14 protein-coding genes are annotated in these 15,350 nt (G+C 67.9%); 10 read left to right on the top strand and 4 right to left on the bottom strand.

Features of this window, described 5'->3' with window-relative positions; all coding sequences use genetic code 11:
• Positions 1–27 precede the first annotated feature (27 nt).
• Together AB4Y75_RS09615 and sdhC are read right to left on the bottom strand one after the other, a co-directional pair.
• On the bottom strand, positions 28–501 hold the full coding sequence (locus AB4Y75_RS09615) for a succinate dehydrogenase hydrophobic membrane anchor subunit (protein ID WP_441435639.1): 474 nt from the start codon (positions 499–501) through the stop codon (positions 28–30).
• Positions 502–504: 3 nt separating this feature from the next.
• A complete protein-coding gene (gene sdhC / locus AB4Y75_RS09610; protein WP_441435638.1) occupies positions 505–885 on the bottom strand; it encodes a succinate dehydrogenase, cytochrome b556 subunit in 381 nt (126 codons plus the stop codon).
• Between the two features lie 290 nt (positions 886–1,175).
• On the opposite strand from sdhC, the gene AB4Y75_RS09605 reads away from it, so the two are divergent.
• The 9 genes from AB4Y75_RS09605 (at position 1,176) to AB4Y75_RS09565 (ending at position 11,875) form a co-directional block, all read left to right on the top strand.
• Entirely contained in the window at positions 1,176–2,273 is a 1,098-nt protein-coding gene (locus AB4Y75_RS09605; RefSeq protein WP_441435780.1) for a mannose-1-phosphate guanylyltransferase, read from the top strand.
• 51 nt (positions 2,274–2,324) lie between these two features.
• Positions 2,325–3,533 (top strand): amidohydrolase, encoded by a 1,209-nt coding sequence (locus tag AB4Y75_RS09600; RefSeq protein ID WP_441435637.1) that lies wholly within the window; start codon positions 2,325–2,327, stop codon positions 3,531–3,533.
• A 144-nt stretch (positions 3,534–3,677) separates the two neighbouring features.
• Positions 3,678–4,799, top strand: coding sequence for a BMP family lipoprotein (locus tag AB4Y75_RS09595; protein WP_441435636.1), 1,122 nt, complete (start codon positions 3,678–3,680; stop codon positions 4,797–4,799).
• 192 nt (positions 4,800–4,991) lie between these two features.
• Positions 4,992–6,584, top strand: a complete 1,593-nt coding sequence (locus AB4Y75_RS09590) for an ABC transporter ATP-binding protein (RefSeq protein WP_441435635.1) — start codon at positions 4,992–4,994, stop codon at positions 6,582–6,584.
• Entirely contained in the window at positions 6,577–7,788 is a 1,212-nt protein-coding gene (locus tag AB4Y75_RS09585; protein WP_441435634.1) for an ABC transporter permease, read from the top strand. Before AB4Y75_RS09590 ends, AB4Y75_RS09585 begins: the two co-directional genes overlap by 8 nt.
• Positions 7,785–9,068, top strand: coding sequence for an ABC transporter permease (locus AB4Y75_RS09580; protein WP_441435633.1), 1,284 nt, complete (start codon positions 7,785–7,787; stop codon positions 9,066–9,068). Before AB4Y75_RS09585 ends, AB4Y75_RS09580 begins: the two co-directional genes overlap by 4 nt.
• A 2-nt stretch (positions 9,069–9,070) precedes the next feature.
• Complete coding sequence (locus tag AB4Y75_RS09575) at positions 9,071–9,550, top strand: cytidine deaminase (RefSeq protein WP_441435632.1); 480 nt, start codon at positions 9,071–9,073, stop codon at positions 9,548–9,550.
• Positions 9,547–10,878 (top strand): thymidine phosphorylase, encoded by a 1,332-nt coding sequence (locus AB4Y75_RS09570; protein ID WP_441435631.1) that lies wholly within the window; start codon positions 9,547–9,549, stop codon positions 10,876–10,878. The genes AB4Y75_RS09575 and AB4Y75_RS09570 overlap by 4 nt, the downstream gene beginning before the upstream one ends.
• 274 nt (positions 10,879–11,152) lie before the next feature.
• The gene (locus AB4Y75_RS09565) at positions 11,153–11,875 is read left to right on the top strand and encodes a DedA family protein (RefSeq protein WP_441435630.1); all 723 of its coding nucleotides are present in this window, start codon (positions 11,153–11,155) and stop codon (positions 11,873–11,875) included.
• A 68-nt stretch (positions 11,876–11,943) separates the two neighbouring features.
• Here the strand turns inward: AB4Y75_RS09565 and AB4Y75_RS09560 are convergent, their stop codons facing one another.
• A complete protein-coding gene (locus tag AB4Y75_RS09560) occupies positions 11,944–13,266 on the bottom strand; it encodes a hypothetical protein (protein ID WP_441435629.1) in 1,323 nt (440 codons plus the stop codon).
• Positions 13,267–13,302: 36 nt separating this feature from the next.
• Positions 13,303–14,034: a class I SAM-dependent methyltransferase gene (locus tag AB4Y75_RS09555; protein WP_441435628.1), complete on the bottom strand. Its 732-nt coding sequence runs from the start codon at positions 14,032–14,034 to the stop codon at positions 13,303–13,305.
• A gap of 174 nt (positions 14,035–14,208) precedes the next feature.
• Between AB4Y75_RS09555 and AB4Y75_RS09550 the strand changes: the two genes are divergently transcribed.
• Positions 14,209–15,342: an adenosine deaminase gene (locus tag AB4Y75_RS09550; protein WP_441435627.1), complete on the top strand. Its 1,134-nt coding sequence runs from the start codon at positions 14,209–14,211 to the stop codon at positions 15,340–15,342.
• Positions 15,343–15,350: the final 8 nt, after the last annotated feature.

Below are 15,350 nucleotides of genomic sequence, written 5' to 3'. Positions count from 1 at the left end.
CTGCTCAGGCCGCGTGCGGCCTGGATGCTACGGGGCCGGGCAGAAGGACGGCGCGCCGTCCATGAGCTGGCCGTTGAGCACCGGGCACGGATCGAAGGTGAAGATCACCAGGGTGCCCAGGATCACGACGACGATGGACGCGACGTAGAGCAGCGTCTTCAGGACGCGACGGGTGCTGTCCTTCTCGGCGTAGTCGTTGATGATGGTGCGGACGCCGTTGCTGCCGTGCAGGAAGGCCAGCCACAGCATGGCCAGGTCCCAGAACTGCCAGAACGGGTCGGCCCACTTGCCGGCCACGAAGCCGAAGTCGATGGCGTGGATGCCCTGGCCCACCATGAGGTTCACGAAGAGGTGCCCGAAGATGAGCACCACCAGGACGACACCGGAGAGCCGCATGAAGAGCCATGCGAACATTTCGAAGTTGCCCTTGGAGCCGGACGTGCGGCGGTACTGCGGGGCGATGCGGCTGTTGCCGCTGCGAGGAGCCTGAATCGTGCTCATGGCTTAGTGACCTCCCAGTGCCAGGCTGAGGTGACGGATGGCGAAGGCTGCGAAGACCACGACCCAGATGATGAGCACGGCCCACAGCATCTGGCGCTGGTACTTGGCGCCCTTCTTCCAGAAATCGATCGCGATGACACGCAGACCATTGAAAGCGTGGAACAGGATCGCGGCCACGAGGCCGGTCTCGCCGATGGCCATGAGGGGGTTCTTATAAGCCCCGATGACGCTGGTGTAGACCTCCGGGGACACGCGGACCAGCGACGTGTCCAGGACGTGCACCAACAAGAAGAAGAAGATCACAACACCGGTGATGCGGTGCCCAACCCAAGACCACATGCCCTCCCGGCCGCGGTACAAGGTGCCAGCTGGTTTCGTCGGCACTGAATAAACCTCCCTGGAACACGGCAGCGCTGGCATGTAGTCCATGCGGGGGAACGCATGCTGTGTGAGCCTGATGGCCCAAGCCAAATCTAGGCTTCGCTCACAGCTTATTCAATTTAGCTTCGCCTTGCCCCCATAGTGCGGGCGCGGAATTCGGGCAAATGCGACTGGGTATGAGATTAATGCCACAAACCGCCGGTGCGCCCGGGCACGCCTCCTCCGTCTTCGGGCGTTGTGTCACCTACCATGTGGGGGTGAGTAACGACAATGTGGACGCCCGCAGCCAGGCGATGTCCCGCTTTTTCGCGGTCATCCCTGCCGGTGGCGTAGGAACCCGTCTGTGGCCCCTCTCGCGGGCGGCCGCTCCCAAGTTCCTGCATGATCTGACCGGCTCGGGAAGCACCCTCATCCGGGCGACGTACGACCGGCTGGAGCCGCTGGCGGAAGGCCGCGTGCTCGTGGTCACCGGCGACGCCCACCGCGCCGCGGTATGCCGGCAGCTGCCCGAGCTCTCGGACCGGGACCTCGTGCTGGAGAGCGAGCCGAAGGACTCGGCCGCTGCGATCGGCCTGGCCGCCGCCATCCTGCACGAACGGGATCCGGAGACCATCATGGGCTCCTTCGCCGCCGACCAGGTCATCAGCCCCACCCACGTCTTCCAGGCCGCCGTGCGCGAAGCGATCCACACGGCCGCCACGGGCAAGATCGTCACCATCGGCATCAAGCCCACCCACCCGTCCACGGGCTTCGGCTACATCCGCGTCGGTGAGCTGCTGAACGTGGAGGAGGCCCCGAACGCCCACGCCGTGGTGGAGTTCGTGGAGAAGCCCAACGAGACCGTGGCCCGCCAGTACCTCGACAGTGGCGACTACGTCTGGAACGCCGGCATGTTCGTGGCGCCTGTGGCCCTCATGCTCAAGCACCTGGAGATCAACCAGCCCGAGCTGCACGCGGGTCTCCTGGAGATCGCCCGCGCGTGGGACACCCCGGAGCGTGACGCCGTCACGGCGCGCATCTGGCCGACCCTGCCGAAGATCGCGATCGACTACGCGGTGGCCGAGCCCGCCGCCGCAGCCGGCGACGTCGCCGTCGTGCCCGGGGAGTTCGGCTGGGACGACGTCGGGGACTTCGCGGCGATCGGCCGTCTGAACAGCGCGCGCGAGGTCGACGACGTCACCGTCCTGGGCGATGACCCCCGCGTCTTCACCGAGGACGCGAGCGGCGTCGTCGTGGCGGACACCAAGCGCGTGATCGCGCTGATCGGCATCAAGGACGTCGTGATCGTGGACACTCCGGACGCCTTGCTGGTGACCACCACGGAGCATGCGCAGCGCGTGAAGAGCGCCGTGGACGCCTTCAAGGCCAGCGGCGATACGGACGTTCTGTAACTCCGCGTGACCTTTTGAGGTTTTTCCGCACGCCCGCTCTAAAGTGTCAGGGTGCGCAACTACTCCAGCGAATCGAACCCGCCGCAGCTTGCCGGACCCTGGCTGGAACCGCTTCTGCCTGAGCTGATCGAGTTCCGCCGGGACCTGCATGCGCACCCTGAACTCTCCTTCAAGGAGTTCCGCACCACGGACCGTCTCGTGGCCCGTCTGGAGGCCGCGGGACTGACGCCGCGGCGCCTGGAGGGCACCGGCGTCGTGGTCGACGTGGGGGAGGGGCCCATCGCCACCGCACTGCGTGGCGACATCGACGCCCTGCCCATCATCGAGGAGACGGGCCTGCCCTTCGCGAGCACCAATCACGGGGTGACGCACGCCTGCGGGCACGATGTGCACACCACCACGATGCTCGGCGTCGCGCTCGTCCTGCACGCGATGCACCAGTCGGAGCCGCTCGGCGGATCCGTCCGGATCATCTTCCAGCCGGCCGAGGAGACCATGCCGGGCGGCGCGCTGTCGTGCATCGCCCAGGGCGTCCTGGACGGCGTGCCGCGCATCATGGCGCTGCACTGCGATCCCAAGATCGACGTCGGGCACATCGGCACGCGCATCGGGGCGATCACCTCGGCGTCGGACACCATCAAGATCGAGCTGACCGGGCGCGGCGGCCACACCTCGCGGCCGCACCTGACCGAGGACCTGGTGTTCGCGCTCGCCCAGATCGCGGTGAACGTCCCGGCCGTGCTGTCCCGCCGCATCGACGTGCGGAGCGCCGTCTCCGTGGTATGGGGCCAGATCAGTGCCGGATCCGCGCCCAACGCCATCCCGGCGAACGGGTACATGGCCGGGACCATGCGCTGTCTGGACCGCGACGCCTGGCACGGCGCCGGCGAGCTCCTGGACGCCGTGGTGCAGCAGGTCGCCGCCCCCTATGGCGTGGACGTCCACCTGGAGCACACCCGCGGCGTGCCGCCCGTGGTGAACTCGGAGCATGAGACCGCCCTGATCGAGGCCGCGGCCCGCGCGGAACTCGGCGAGAGCGCCGTCGTGCTCACCCCCCAGTCCATGGGCGGCGAGGACTTCGCCTGGTTCCTGGCCGATGTTCCCGGCGCGATGATGCGTCTGGGCACCCGCACCCCCGGGGGCGAGGAATACGATCTGCACCGCGGCGACTACATCCTCGACGAGCGCGCTCTCGGGTACGGGATCAGGGTCCTGGCCGGGGCCGCGCTGCGCACCATCCGGGATCTCGACGAGGCCTAGGCCTACCCATAGGTAACAAATATTCAACGATCAGTGCATATCCAGCCGTCCGTGGTAGCGGGCGGTGTGGATCACTGAGTAATGTTGCCTTCATCACCGCCCGGGCCATGGATGCTTGGGCATTTCGAGTTTTCTGGAGGATCCTTGAAGATTTCCAAGCAGGCGCGCGCCCTCAGCGCAGCCAAGCGCGGTTCGCTGGTCGGCGTCGCAGGCATGAGCGCCGCAGCCCTGCTGCTCTCCGCCTGTGGCGCAGCCCCAGAGGAGAAGTCCGGCTCCGCGGCCGGCAGCAGCGACTACAAGGCGTGCATCGTCTCCGATTCCGGTGGCTTTGACGACCAGTCCTTCAACCAGTCCTCCTACGAGGGCCTGAAGAAGTCCGAGAAGGACCTGGGCATCAAGACCAACCAGATCGAGTCCAAGTCCAACAACGACTTCGAACCGAACCTGCGCGCCATGGTCAGCGCCGGCTGCAACCTGACCGTCACGGTCGGCTTCCTTCTGGGTGACGCCACCAAGGCGCAGGCCACCGCCAACCCCGGCAAGCACTTCACCATCATCGACTTCGCGTACGACAAGGAAATCGCGAACGTGAAGCCGATCATCTATGACACGGCTCAGGCCGCGTTCCTGGCCGGTTACACCGCTGCCGCCACCACCAAGACCGGCAAGGTGGGCACCTTCGGTGGCATCAAGATCCCCACCGTCACCATCTTCATGGACGGCTTCGCGGATGGCGTGAAGTACTTCAACGAGAAGAAGGGCAAGAACGTCCAGGTCCTCGGCTGGGACAAGGACAAGCAGGACGGCACCTTCACCGGTGACTTCGAGAAGCAGGACAAGGGCAAGCAGGTCACCAAGTCCCTGCTCGACGGCGGAGCGGACATCATCATGCCCGTCGCCGGCCCGGTGGGCAAGGGTGCCGCCAGCGCTCTGAAGGAAGCCAAGGCCGCCGGCAAGGACGTCAAGCTCGTGTGGGTCGACTCCGACGGTTACCTGACCGCCCCGGACTACAAGGGCCTCATGCTGACCTCCGTCATCAAGAAGATGGACGAGGCCGTGGAGACCGTGATCAAGGACGACAAGGACGGCAAATTCACTGCCAAGCCGTACGTCGGCACCCTCGCGAACGGCGGCGTCGACGTGGCACCGTTCCACGATCTCGCTTCCGCGGTCCCGGCCGATCTTCAGGGCGAGCTGGTTTCCCTGAAGAAGGACATCATCGACGGCAAGATCAAGGTCGAGTCCAAGGCAAGCCCCAAGCAGTAGGGCTTCCGGCGTGAGTGCCGCCGCCCCCGTCGTCCGGTGACTCCCATCGGGCCGGGGGCGGCGGCGCTTTGCGTGAGCGAAGACCTGCACCGCGGGCCCGCTGCTGGGATAGCCTGCTGGGTAGTCGATGCAGGCTGCCGGGGCACCAGGGCGACCGCACAGGGCATCATCTGATGGAACGGAAATAACAGCGTGAAACTTGAGCTTCGGGGGATCACCAAGACCTTCGGCACTTTCGTGGCCAACGATCACATCGATGTGGTGGTTGAGCCGGGGCAGATCCACTGCCTCCTCGGTGAGAACGGCGCGGGGAAGTCGACTCTCATGAACGTCCTCTATGGCCTCTACGAGCCCACTGAGGGCGAGATCGTGGTGGACGGGAAGCCCATGAGCTTCCGCGGCCCGGGCGATGCGATGGCGGCGGGCATCGGCATGGTGCACCAGCACTTCATGCTGGTTCCTGTGTTCACCGTCGCCGAGAACGTCGCCCTGGGTGGCGAGACCACCAAGACCGGCGGCTTCCTGGACCTGGAGTCCACCAAGACCAGGATCCGCCAGATCTCGGATCAGTACGGCTTCAACGTGGACCCGGACGCCCTGGTGGAGGACCTCCCCGTGGGCGTGCAGCAGCGCGTGGAGATCATCAAGGCCCTGGTGCGCGAGGCGAAGGTCCTGATCCTGGATGAGCCCACCGCCGTGCTGACCCCGCAGGAGACCGATGAGCTCCTGGACATCATGCGTCAGCTCAAGGCGTCCGGGACCTCCATCCTCTTCATCTCCCACAAGCTCCGCGAGGTGAGGGCCGTTTCCGACACCATCACCGTGATCCGTCGCGGCAAGGTGGTGGGCAACGCCGATCCGAGCGCGTCCACCACGGAGCTCGCCGCCCTCATGGTGGGCCGTCCCGTCAGCCTGACGCTGAACAAGGAACCAGCGAAACCCGGCAAGACGACGTTCTCGATCCGCGATCTGACGGTTCTGGCCCCGAACGGCCAGCGTGTGGTGGACGGCATCGACCTGGACATCGCCGAAGGTGAGATCCTCGCCGTCGCAGGTGTGCAGGGGAACGGCCAGACCGAGCTGACCGAGGCCATCCTGGGTCTTCAGGACCACGTGGCCGGCTCGATCACCCTGGACGGCAAGGAACTCCTGGGCCGCAACGTCAAGGAGGTCCTGCACTCCGGTGTGGGCTTCGTCCCCGAGGACCGCAAGGAGGACGGCCTGGTGGGTCCGTTCTCCGTCGCGGAGAACCTTGTGCTGGACCTGTACGACCAGGCGCCCTTCGCCCGTGGCGTCGCGATGGATCCGGGCAAGGTGGCCGCCAACGCCACCGCGAAGATCGACGAGTTCGACATCCGCACCCCGTCCGGTGCGACCCCGGTGGGGTCTCTTTCGGGCGGCAACCAGCAGAAGGTGGTCATGGCCCGGGAGCTGGCCCGGCCGCTGCGGCTCTTCATCGCGTCCCAGCCCACCCGTGGTGTGGATGTCGGCTCCATCGAGTTCCTGCACCGCCGGATCGTGTCGGAGAGGGACAAGGGCATCCCGGTGATGATCGTGTCCACCGAACTCGACGAGGTGGTGGAGCTCGCGGACCGGATCGCCGTCCTCTACAAGGGCAAGGTGGTGGGCATCGTCCCCTCGGACACCCCACGCGACGTGCTCGGCCTCATGATGGCGGGCCTCTCGCCGGAGGACGCCGCGCACAACACCGCCACGCAGCATCAGCCCGGCCGCCACGAGGCCGGGGACATTCAGACGGATCAGGCAGGAGAAGCCGGTGAGTAAGCAAGAACAGCCACGGCTGGACGGCCAGGAGATCGTGAAGAAGATCTTCACGGGCAACGCGATGGTCTCCTTCCTGGCCGTGTTCCTGGCCCTGGTGCTGGGCGGCCTGCTCATCGCGGCCACGGACAAGGATGTCGCCACCACAGCGGGATACCTGTTCGCCCGTCCCACGGACTTCCTGAGCGCTCTCTGGAAGGCCGCAACCAACTCGTACGTCGCGCTGTTCCAGGGAGCCGTGTACTCCCCGGAGGCCACAGGTCCACTGGGTCACTTCGGTCCCTTCATGGAGACCCTGACCATCGCGACCCCGCTCATCACGGCCGCCCTGGGCGTGGCCCTGGCCTTCCGCGCGGGCCTGTTCAACATCGGCGCCCAGGGCCAGATCATCGTGTCCGGCACGCTCGCCGCGTACGTCGGTTTCACCTGGCACCTGCCGCCGTTCCTGCACCTGCTGCTGGTGATCATCGCCGGTGTCCTGGGCGGCGCGGTCTGGGGTGGCCTGGTGGGTTACCTGAAGGCGCGCACCGGCGCCCATGAGGTCATCCTGACCATCATGTTCAACTACGTGGCGCTCTACTTCCTGCGGTACCTCCTGACCACGCCGGAATTCCAGCGGCCGGGGGAGAGCAACCCGATCTCGCCGACCCTCGACCCGAACGCGGTCTACCCGTTGATCGCCGGAAGCCAGTACCGTCTCCACGCCGGCTTCCTCCTGGCGATCGCCGCCACCGTGTTCGTCTGGTGGCTCCTGAACCGTTCCACCTGGGGCTTCGAGTTCCGCGCCGTGGGCGCCAACCCGAAGGCCGCACAGACCGCGGGTGTCAACGTCTCCCGCGCCACCGTGCTGGTGATGGCCTTCGCCGGCGCACTGTCCGGCCTGGGCGGCGTCGCTCAGGTGGCCGGCACGGAGAAGGTGCTGACCGACGGCGTGGCGGCGAGCTACGGCTTCGACGCCATCACCGTGGCTCTCCTGGGCCGTTCCACCCCGTGGGGCACCTTCGCCGCGGGCCTCCTCTTCGGAGCGTTCCGCGCCGGTGCGGTCCAGATGCAGATCCAGACCGGAACCCCCATCGACATCGTCCTGATCGTCCAGTCCCTCATCGTGTTGTTCATCGCGGCCCCGCCGCTGGTCAAGGCGGTCTTCGGGATGAACCGTAAGAAGAAGGCCACCAAGGCCGTCCCGCTCACCGGAGGTGCCGTATGAGCACAGCAGTTGCAAGTCCCGCCCCGGTGGAGGCCGGTCTCAAGCCCGTCGGGTGGAAGATCCCCGTCATGCTCGGCGTCGTGGCCGTGGTCACCTTCCTGTTCTGCGGCATCCTCGGCCCGGATTCGACCGCGGGCTTCGAGATCTCCCAGGACGGTGACTTCTTCCAGCTCCCCGTCGTGACGCTCCCGGCGAAGGTCACCGGTCTGGTGCTGGGCGTCATCATGCTCGGCATCGCGGCCTGGTCCGTCATGCTGCGGAACCGCGGCCGCTCGGTGCCCATCTGGGCAGTGGCCGTCTTCGCGGCCGCCTTCGTGATCGCCTTCCTGACCGCCGTGGTCGGTGGCGCACGGCTCCACGAGATCTCCCTGGCCGGCCTGCTGGCCGGCTCGGTCACCCTCGCGGTGCCGCTCGTGTTCGGTTCCCTCTCCGGCGTGCTCTGCGAACGCGTCGGCGTCGTGAACATCGCGATCGAAGGCCAGCTACTGGGTGGCGCGTTCACCGCGGCCCTGGTGGGCAGCGTGACCCACAACGCCTTCGCGGGCCTGCTGGCCGCCGCGGTGGCCGGAGCTCTCGTCTCGATGGTCCTGGCCGTGTTCAGCATCCGTTACCTGGTCAACCAGATCATCGTGGGCGTGGTGCTGAACGTGCTCGTCTCCGGCCTGACGGGCTTCTTCTTCTCCACGCTCCTGCAGTCCGACCCGGAGAAGCTGAACTCCCCGGCGCACCTGCCTGTGATCGAGATCCCGGTGCTGTCCAGCATCCCGCTGATCGGCCCGATCCTCTTCAAGCAGTCGATCATCGGCTACCTCATGTACGTGGCCGTATTCGTCGTGTGGGTGGGCCTGTTCAAGACCAAGTGGGGCCTGCGGGTCCGCGCCGTGGGCGAACACCCGCAGGCCGCAGACACCCTGGGCATCAACGTGAACGCCACCCGGTTCTGGAATGTCACCCTGGGCGGCGCCATCGCGGGCATCGGCGGCTCGTACTTCACCCTCGTGGCGGTGGACTCCTTCACCAAGGAGATCTCCGGCGGTCGCGGCTTCATCGCCCTGGCCGCGCTGATCTTCGGCCGCTGGAACCCGATCGGCGCCTTCCTGGCCGCGCTCCTCTTCGGCTTCGCGGACAATCTGCAGTCGCTCGTGACGATCATCGGCACCCCCGTACCGAGCCAGTTCATGGCCATGCTGCCGTACCTGGTGACCATCCTGGCGGTGGCCGGTCTGGTGGGCCGTTCGCGGCCACCGGCGGCCAGCGGCGTCCCCTACGTGAAGGAATAGGCGTGGGGAGCACGACGACGGACGCGGCCACCGCGTCACTCGACTGGGACGCTCTGAGGCAGGCCGCCGTCGTCGCCATGGAGAAGGCCTACGCGCCGTACTCGCGGTACCCCGTGGGTGCGGCGGCCCTCCTGGACGATGGCCGCGTGGTGTCGGGCTGCAATGTGGAGAATGCCAGCTACGGGCTGACCCTCTGCGCGGAATGCACCCTGCTGGGGCAGATCCGCATGGGCGGCGGTGGCCTGATCCGGGCGTTCTACTGCGTGGACGGGGCGGGCTCGGTGCTGATGCCGTGCGGCCGGTGCCGGCAGCTGCTGTACGAATTCCGCGCGCCGGACATGGTTCTCATGACCAGCCACGGAGTGAAGACCATGGACGAGGTGCTGCCGGACGCCTTCGGGCCCCAGCACCTCGAGGAGGACCGTCCGGCAGCTCCGGACGGTCAGGAAAGCCGGCAGGGCAAGCCAGGAGGGGAAGCATGAGCGAGTCATTCGACGCCGTGGACGTGATCCGTACCAAGCGTGATCGCGGGGCGCTCAGCCCCGGTCAGATCGACTGGGTCATCGACGCCTACACCCGCGGCGTGGTGGCGGAGGAGCAGATGGCCGCCCTGAACATGGCGATCCTGCTCAACGGCATGAGCCGCGAGGAGATCGCCCGCTGGACCGCGGCGATGATCGCCTCCGGCGAGCGGATGGACTTCTCCTCGCTCCGTCCGCGTGCGGGCGGACCGGTCAACGCCCACGGGTCCATGCCCACCACGGACAAGCACTCCACCGGGGGCGTGGGCGACAAGATCACCCTGCCGCTGGCGCCGCTCGTCGCCGTGTACGGCGTGGCCGTGCCGCAGCTGTCCGGCCGCGGCCTCGGTCACACGGGCGGCACCCTGGACAAGCTCGAGTCCATTCCGGGCTGGCGTGCGGACCTCAGCAACGAGGAGATGCTGGCCCAGCTTCAGGACGTCGGCGCCGTGATCTGCGCCGCCGGTTCGGGCCTGGCCCCCGCGGATAAGAAGCTCTACGCGCTCCGCGACGTCACCGGCACGGTGGAGGCCATTCCGCTCATCGCGTCCTCGATCATGAGCAAGAAGATCGCCGAGGGCACGGGCTCGCTGGTGCTGGACGTCAAGGTGGGCAGTGGCGCATTCATGAAGAACGTGGAGCAGGCCCGCGAGCTGGCCCGCACCATGGTGGACCTCGGGCACGACGCCGGGGTGAACACGGTGGCGCTGCTGACCGACATGTCCACGCCGCTCGGCCTCACGGCGGGCAACGCCATCGAGGTCGAGGAATCCGTGGAGGTCCTGGCGGGTGGGGGCCCCGAGGACGTGGTGGAGCTGACGGTCCGCCTCGCCGAGGAGATGCTCGAGGCCGCCGGCGTGCGCGACGCCGATCCCGCCGCCGCCCTCAAGGACGGCCGCGCCATGGATGTGTGGCGCCGGATGATCTCCGCTCAGGGCGGTGACCCGGACGCCGCACTCCCGGTGGCCAAGGAGAGCGAGACCATCCTGGCCCCGGCCGACGGTGTCGTGGTGGAACTGGACGCCCTCAAGGTCGGTGTGGCCGCCTGGCGGCTGGGCGCCGGGCGTGCCCGCAAGGAGGACGTGGTCCAGGCCGGGGCCGGTGTGCGTCTGCACGCCAAGCCGGGGGCCGTGGTCCGCGCAGGCGAGCCACTCATGACGCTGCTGACGGACACTCCGGAGCGGTTCGACCGCGCCAAGGAGGCGCTGGAAGGCGCCACCTTGATCGCGCCGGAGGGATCCCGGGCCGGCAATCGCCTCGTCCTGGACCGCATCGCCGTCGACCAGTGACTCGATGACCTCCGGGACGGGCCGCGGGAGCGGCTCGCCCCGGGCACCGGTGCTTCCGCTCCACACAGCCCCGCTCTCCGTCCTGGGACCGGCTCGTCTCCATCCTGGGTATGAGAGCGGGGCTGCAGCATTTCGGCCGTGAGGCTGACGCCGGGGGCCCGTGGGAGGCCTACAGTTGAACATGTGACTTTCACGGTGGCCGTGTAGCGAACGGCACGGCCACCGTGGGACACTTTCCCCATCCTTTCGGACTCATTCAGGAGACACGGCCCGCGTGGAATTCATTGATCAGGCGATCCTCCATGCCGCTGGCCAGTGGTGGATCTATCCTGTGCTCCTGGTCTTCTTCTTCGTGGACGGCTTCGCCATGGTCGTCCCCAGTGAGACCCTCATCGTGGCTCTGGCCGCGTACTCCCGGCACGCCGGCGAACCCAACCTCTGGATCCTCGGCCTGACGGCGCTCATCGGCGCCATGGCCGGCGACAACATGGCGTACATGCTGGGCCGCAAGATCGGTCTCGACCGGTGGGCTTGGATGCGCCGGCCGAAGGTGCGCAAGGTCTTCGAATGGGCCGACTACGAATTGCAGAAGCGCGGTGCGGTGCTGATCTTCACGGCCCGGTACATCCCGTGGGGCCGCGTGGCCGTCAACTACGTGGCGGGCACCACCCGCTTCCCCCACCGCCGGTTCTTCGCCCTCGACGCACTCGCCTGCTTCACCTGGGTGGTGTATTCCCTGGTCATCGGTCTCGTGGCGAGTTCAATCCCGTGGCTCCACCACAATCCGCTCGCCAGCGCCGGCATCGCCGTGGCGTTCGCGATCGTGCTGGGCTACGTGATCGATCACGTCCTGCGCTGGTGGCACAAGCGCCTGGGCCGCCACGACGTCCCGGAGCGCCCCGTGAGCCTGAAGAAGGAGCGGGCCCTGGAATCCGGCGTCGACGGCGCCCTGGAACCGCCGGTGTCCAAGCCGGCCGAGACGCCGCCGACCCCCTGATCCCTGCGTTCAGAACGACAGAGGCCCCCGCTCCGGCGGGGGCCTCTGCTGTTTCAGCATGTGCCGATTCAGCCCGACGACGCCGGCCACCACTCGCGCTGCCCGTCGCTTTCCCAGCCGGTCCCGGAAGCGGGGTCCACGCGCGCGTCCACCAGCCAGTAGGTGCTCAGCGGTGCCCAGCCCGCGATGACCGAATGAGCCACGGGCGGACGGGTGGGGAGGCCCGCGTCCAGGACCTCGGGCCCGTCGCCCGGTTCCGTCAGGCGGGGCACCGGGATGGCGTTCCCCGCCGAGCTGAGATATCCGCGCAACGAGAGGTGCACGGCGTCGAACTCCGCGGCCATGGCGTCGAAATCCGGGATGAGCCAGGGCTCCACCTCACCCGTGATCCGGTGCCAGTCATGGCGCTTCGTGGCGCTGACCTCGAACGGGAACCGGGCGCACAGCCAGGCCCAGTCCCTCGGACCGTCGATCACGAAGAGCCGCAGCTCTTCGGGCGGCCGGGGGTTCACCAGGCGGTGAGCCGTGGCGCGTCTCCAACCGTGCGGGTCCTCCACGAGTCGCAGACCTGTCGGCTCAGCGGGGTGCGGTCCGTGCTGTGGGTCAGTCGTCGCGGCAGGCCAGGCGGGGGAGGAGACCACAAGGTCCGACGGCGGGGTCGACCACCATTCCCCTGTGTGGTGCCTCGAAGGGTCGGCGGGGACCTCGAGGATCATCCGGCTCTCCCAGGCCGTGGTGCGGTCCCACCACTGTTCGAGGACGTGGGCGGCGTGGACAGGTGGCGGTGGCGCGCCGAAGGGAAGGCCTGCGGCGCTGTTGTCGAAATCCACCACCCACTGGGGGCCTGAGCCCGGGGAGGAGTCCAGCCCGGACCGGAGGATGGCCCGCGCCGCCTCCCGGGCGAACGGGAACAGCGCACGGCGGATCGGCGCCTGCGAGGCGAGGATCTCTTCGCCGTGCACATCGCCCCAGTAGGACGCTTCGTTGACCGCGACCACCAGAGCGTTGAGGAGCTCCGAGCCGTTCAAGGGTGTGGGTTCGTAGCCCCGGATCCGGTCCGCCAGGGCCTCAAAGGGCAGGGGAGCCGGCATCTGTGGTTCGGCGGGTTCGTGGACTCCCGGTCCGATGAGCCGCGGCAGTCCCGCCCAGCCCCGTTCCCCGGGGCCGCGGCGGTCCAGGACGGTTCTCACGCTTTCGTCGTGGCAGGCGTGGAAGAAGGCCGAGTGGTCCTCCCAGACCGGGCCGGAGTAGTCGCCGTCCATGAGTTTCACCATGTGGTTCTGAAAGCACGTGAAGGCCAGCCGGAGGCCGCGCGGCGAGCCCAGCATGGCCCGGGCGAAGTCTTCCGCGAGATCGTGTGCTGGGCGTGCTGCGCCGTCGTCGTTCCCCATGACCGGAGCCTAGCCGAGAGGCAGGAGCCCGGCCATTCAGCGGCGGATCGCCTCGACGACGAGAAGCCGGGAGCGCTCCCGGACCGGCGCCCGGTGCCAATCGCCCCAGACCGCGCGCACGTCGAAGCCCGCGTGGTCGAGCTGCTCGACCAGCGTGGACTCCGAGCGGAAGGCGAGCGGGAAGTCGTGGGACAGGTCCTCGCCGTCCAGGAGATTCCGGGAGCGGAGGAGGACCGTGCCCTCGCCGGCCGGGTTCAGATCCGCCTGCAACAGCTCGAACGATTCGCGGAGCCTGCCGTGCGGAGTGTCCCTCTCGGTCGGGGCGGCGGATGTCCAGCCTTCCCAGGCGCGGTCGGAGGGATTGCGGCTCTCGAAGGCGAGCAGGCCGCCGGGACGGAGCGACGCGTGAAGATCGGCGAGCGTTCGCTCCCAGTCCCCGTCCGGGATGTGCTGCACGACATTGCCGCTCAGGACGGCCACGTCGTGCGCGCCCGGCGGGATGGAACGGCTGTCGCCGAGGATCCAGTCGACCTGTTCGGAACCGCGCCGTCCCCGCGCGAAATGGAGCATCGCCGGTGAAGGGTCGATGCCCACCACCCGTCGGCCCGGTGCGGCGAACGTGACCGTTAGGATCCCGGTGCCGCAGCCGAGGTCCAGCACGGCGCGGGCTGCGGCGTGGTCCACGAGGGACCGGTAGTAGTCGTGGTCCGGGCCATCCGGATTGTCGATGTCGTACAGTTCGACGAGCAGAGGGTGGAGGTCGGCCATGACTTCACGCTAACAACGGGGCTGGATCGATGGAAGGGCAGCGTCCAGCCGACTACCGCGCAGTCGGCTCCCCACGCTCGTCCCTCGCATGGGGACCCCTCGCCGACTACCGCGCAGTCGGCTCCCCACGCTCGTCCCTCGCATGGGGACCCCTCGCCGACTACGCTTAGCACCGTGACTGAAGCGCTCAATGACTCCGCAACCGCCCCCGACTTCGACCTGAGGAACCTGCCCAAGGTCTCCCTCCACGATCACCTGGACGGAGGGCTGCGTCCCGCGACCATCATCGAGCTCGCCGCCGCCGTCGGGCATGAACTTCCCTCCACCGACCCGGTCGCCCTGGGCCAGTGGTTCCGCGACTCCGCGGACTCCGGCTCGCTGGTCCGCTACCTCGAGACCTTCGACCACACCATCGCCGTGATGCAGACCCGCGAGGGCCTGATCCGCGTGGCGAAGGAGTTCGTGGAGGATCTGGCCGAGGACGGCGTCGTCTACGGCGAGGTGCGATGGGCCCCCGAGCAGCACCTGCAGAAGGGCCTGAGCCTGGATGAGGTCGTCGAGGCGGTCCAGGAAGGTCTGGAAGCCGGCATGGCCGCCGTCGAGGAGACCGGCCGTGAGATCCAGGTGGGCCAGCTGATCACCGCCATGCGTCACGCCGACCGTGGCCAGGAGATCGCCGAACTCGCCGTCCGTCACCGTGACAACGGCGCGGTCGGCTTCGACATCGCCGGCGCCGAGCTGGGCTTCCCGGCCTCCCGCTTCCGCGACGCCTTCACCTACCTGGCCGAGAACAACTTCCCGGCGACCGTCCACGCCGGTGAGGCCGACGGCCTGGCCAGCATCCAGTCCGCACTGGTCGACGGCCGCGCCCTGCGCCTGGGCCACGGCGTCCGCATCGCGGAAGACGTCACCGTGGACTTCGAGGCCGACGACGACGGCGAGCAGGTCGGCATGGTGTCCTTCGGCACCCTGGCCGCCTGGGTCCGCGACCGCCAGATCGCGCTGGAGGTCTGCCCGTCCTCCAACCTCCAGACCGGCGCCATCGCGGGCTTCGGCGAGGACATCTCCGCGCACCCGATCGACATGCTGTACCAGACCGGCTTCAACGTCACCATCAACACGGACAACCGCCTCATGAGCGGCGTGACCCTGACGGACGAGTTCGAACTCCTGGTCGAGACCTTCGACTACGACCTGGACGACCTTCTGGAACTGACCCTGAACGCCGCCGAGGCCGCCTTCCTTCCGCTGGAGGAGAAGGAAGCCCTGGTGGAGTACATCAACGAGGCCTACGCCAACCTCGCCTGAGGACCTGA

This window comes from Arthrobacter sp. RAF14, from assembly GCF_052114185.1.
In the GTDB taxonomy this organism is placed as follows: domain Bacteria; phylum Actinomycetota; class Actinomycetes; order Actinomycetales; family Micrococcaceae; genus Arthrobacter_E.
The sequence above is the reverse complement of the archived record's forward strand: the minus strand, read 5'-3'. Positions and strand labels throughout refer to the sequence as shown.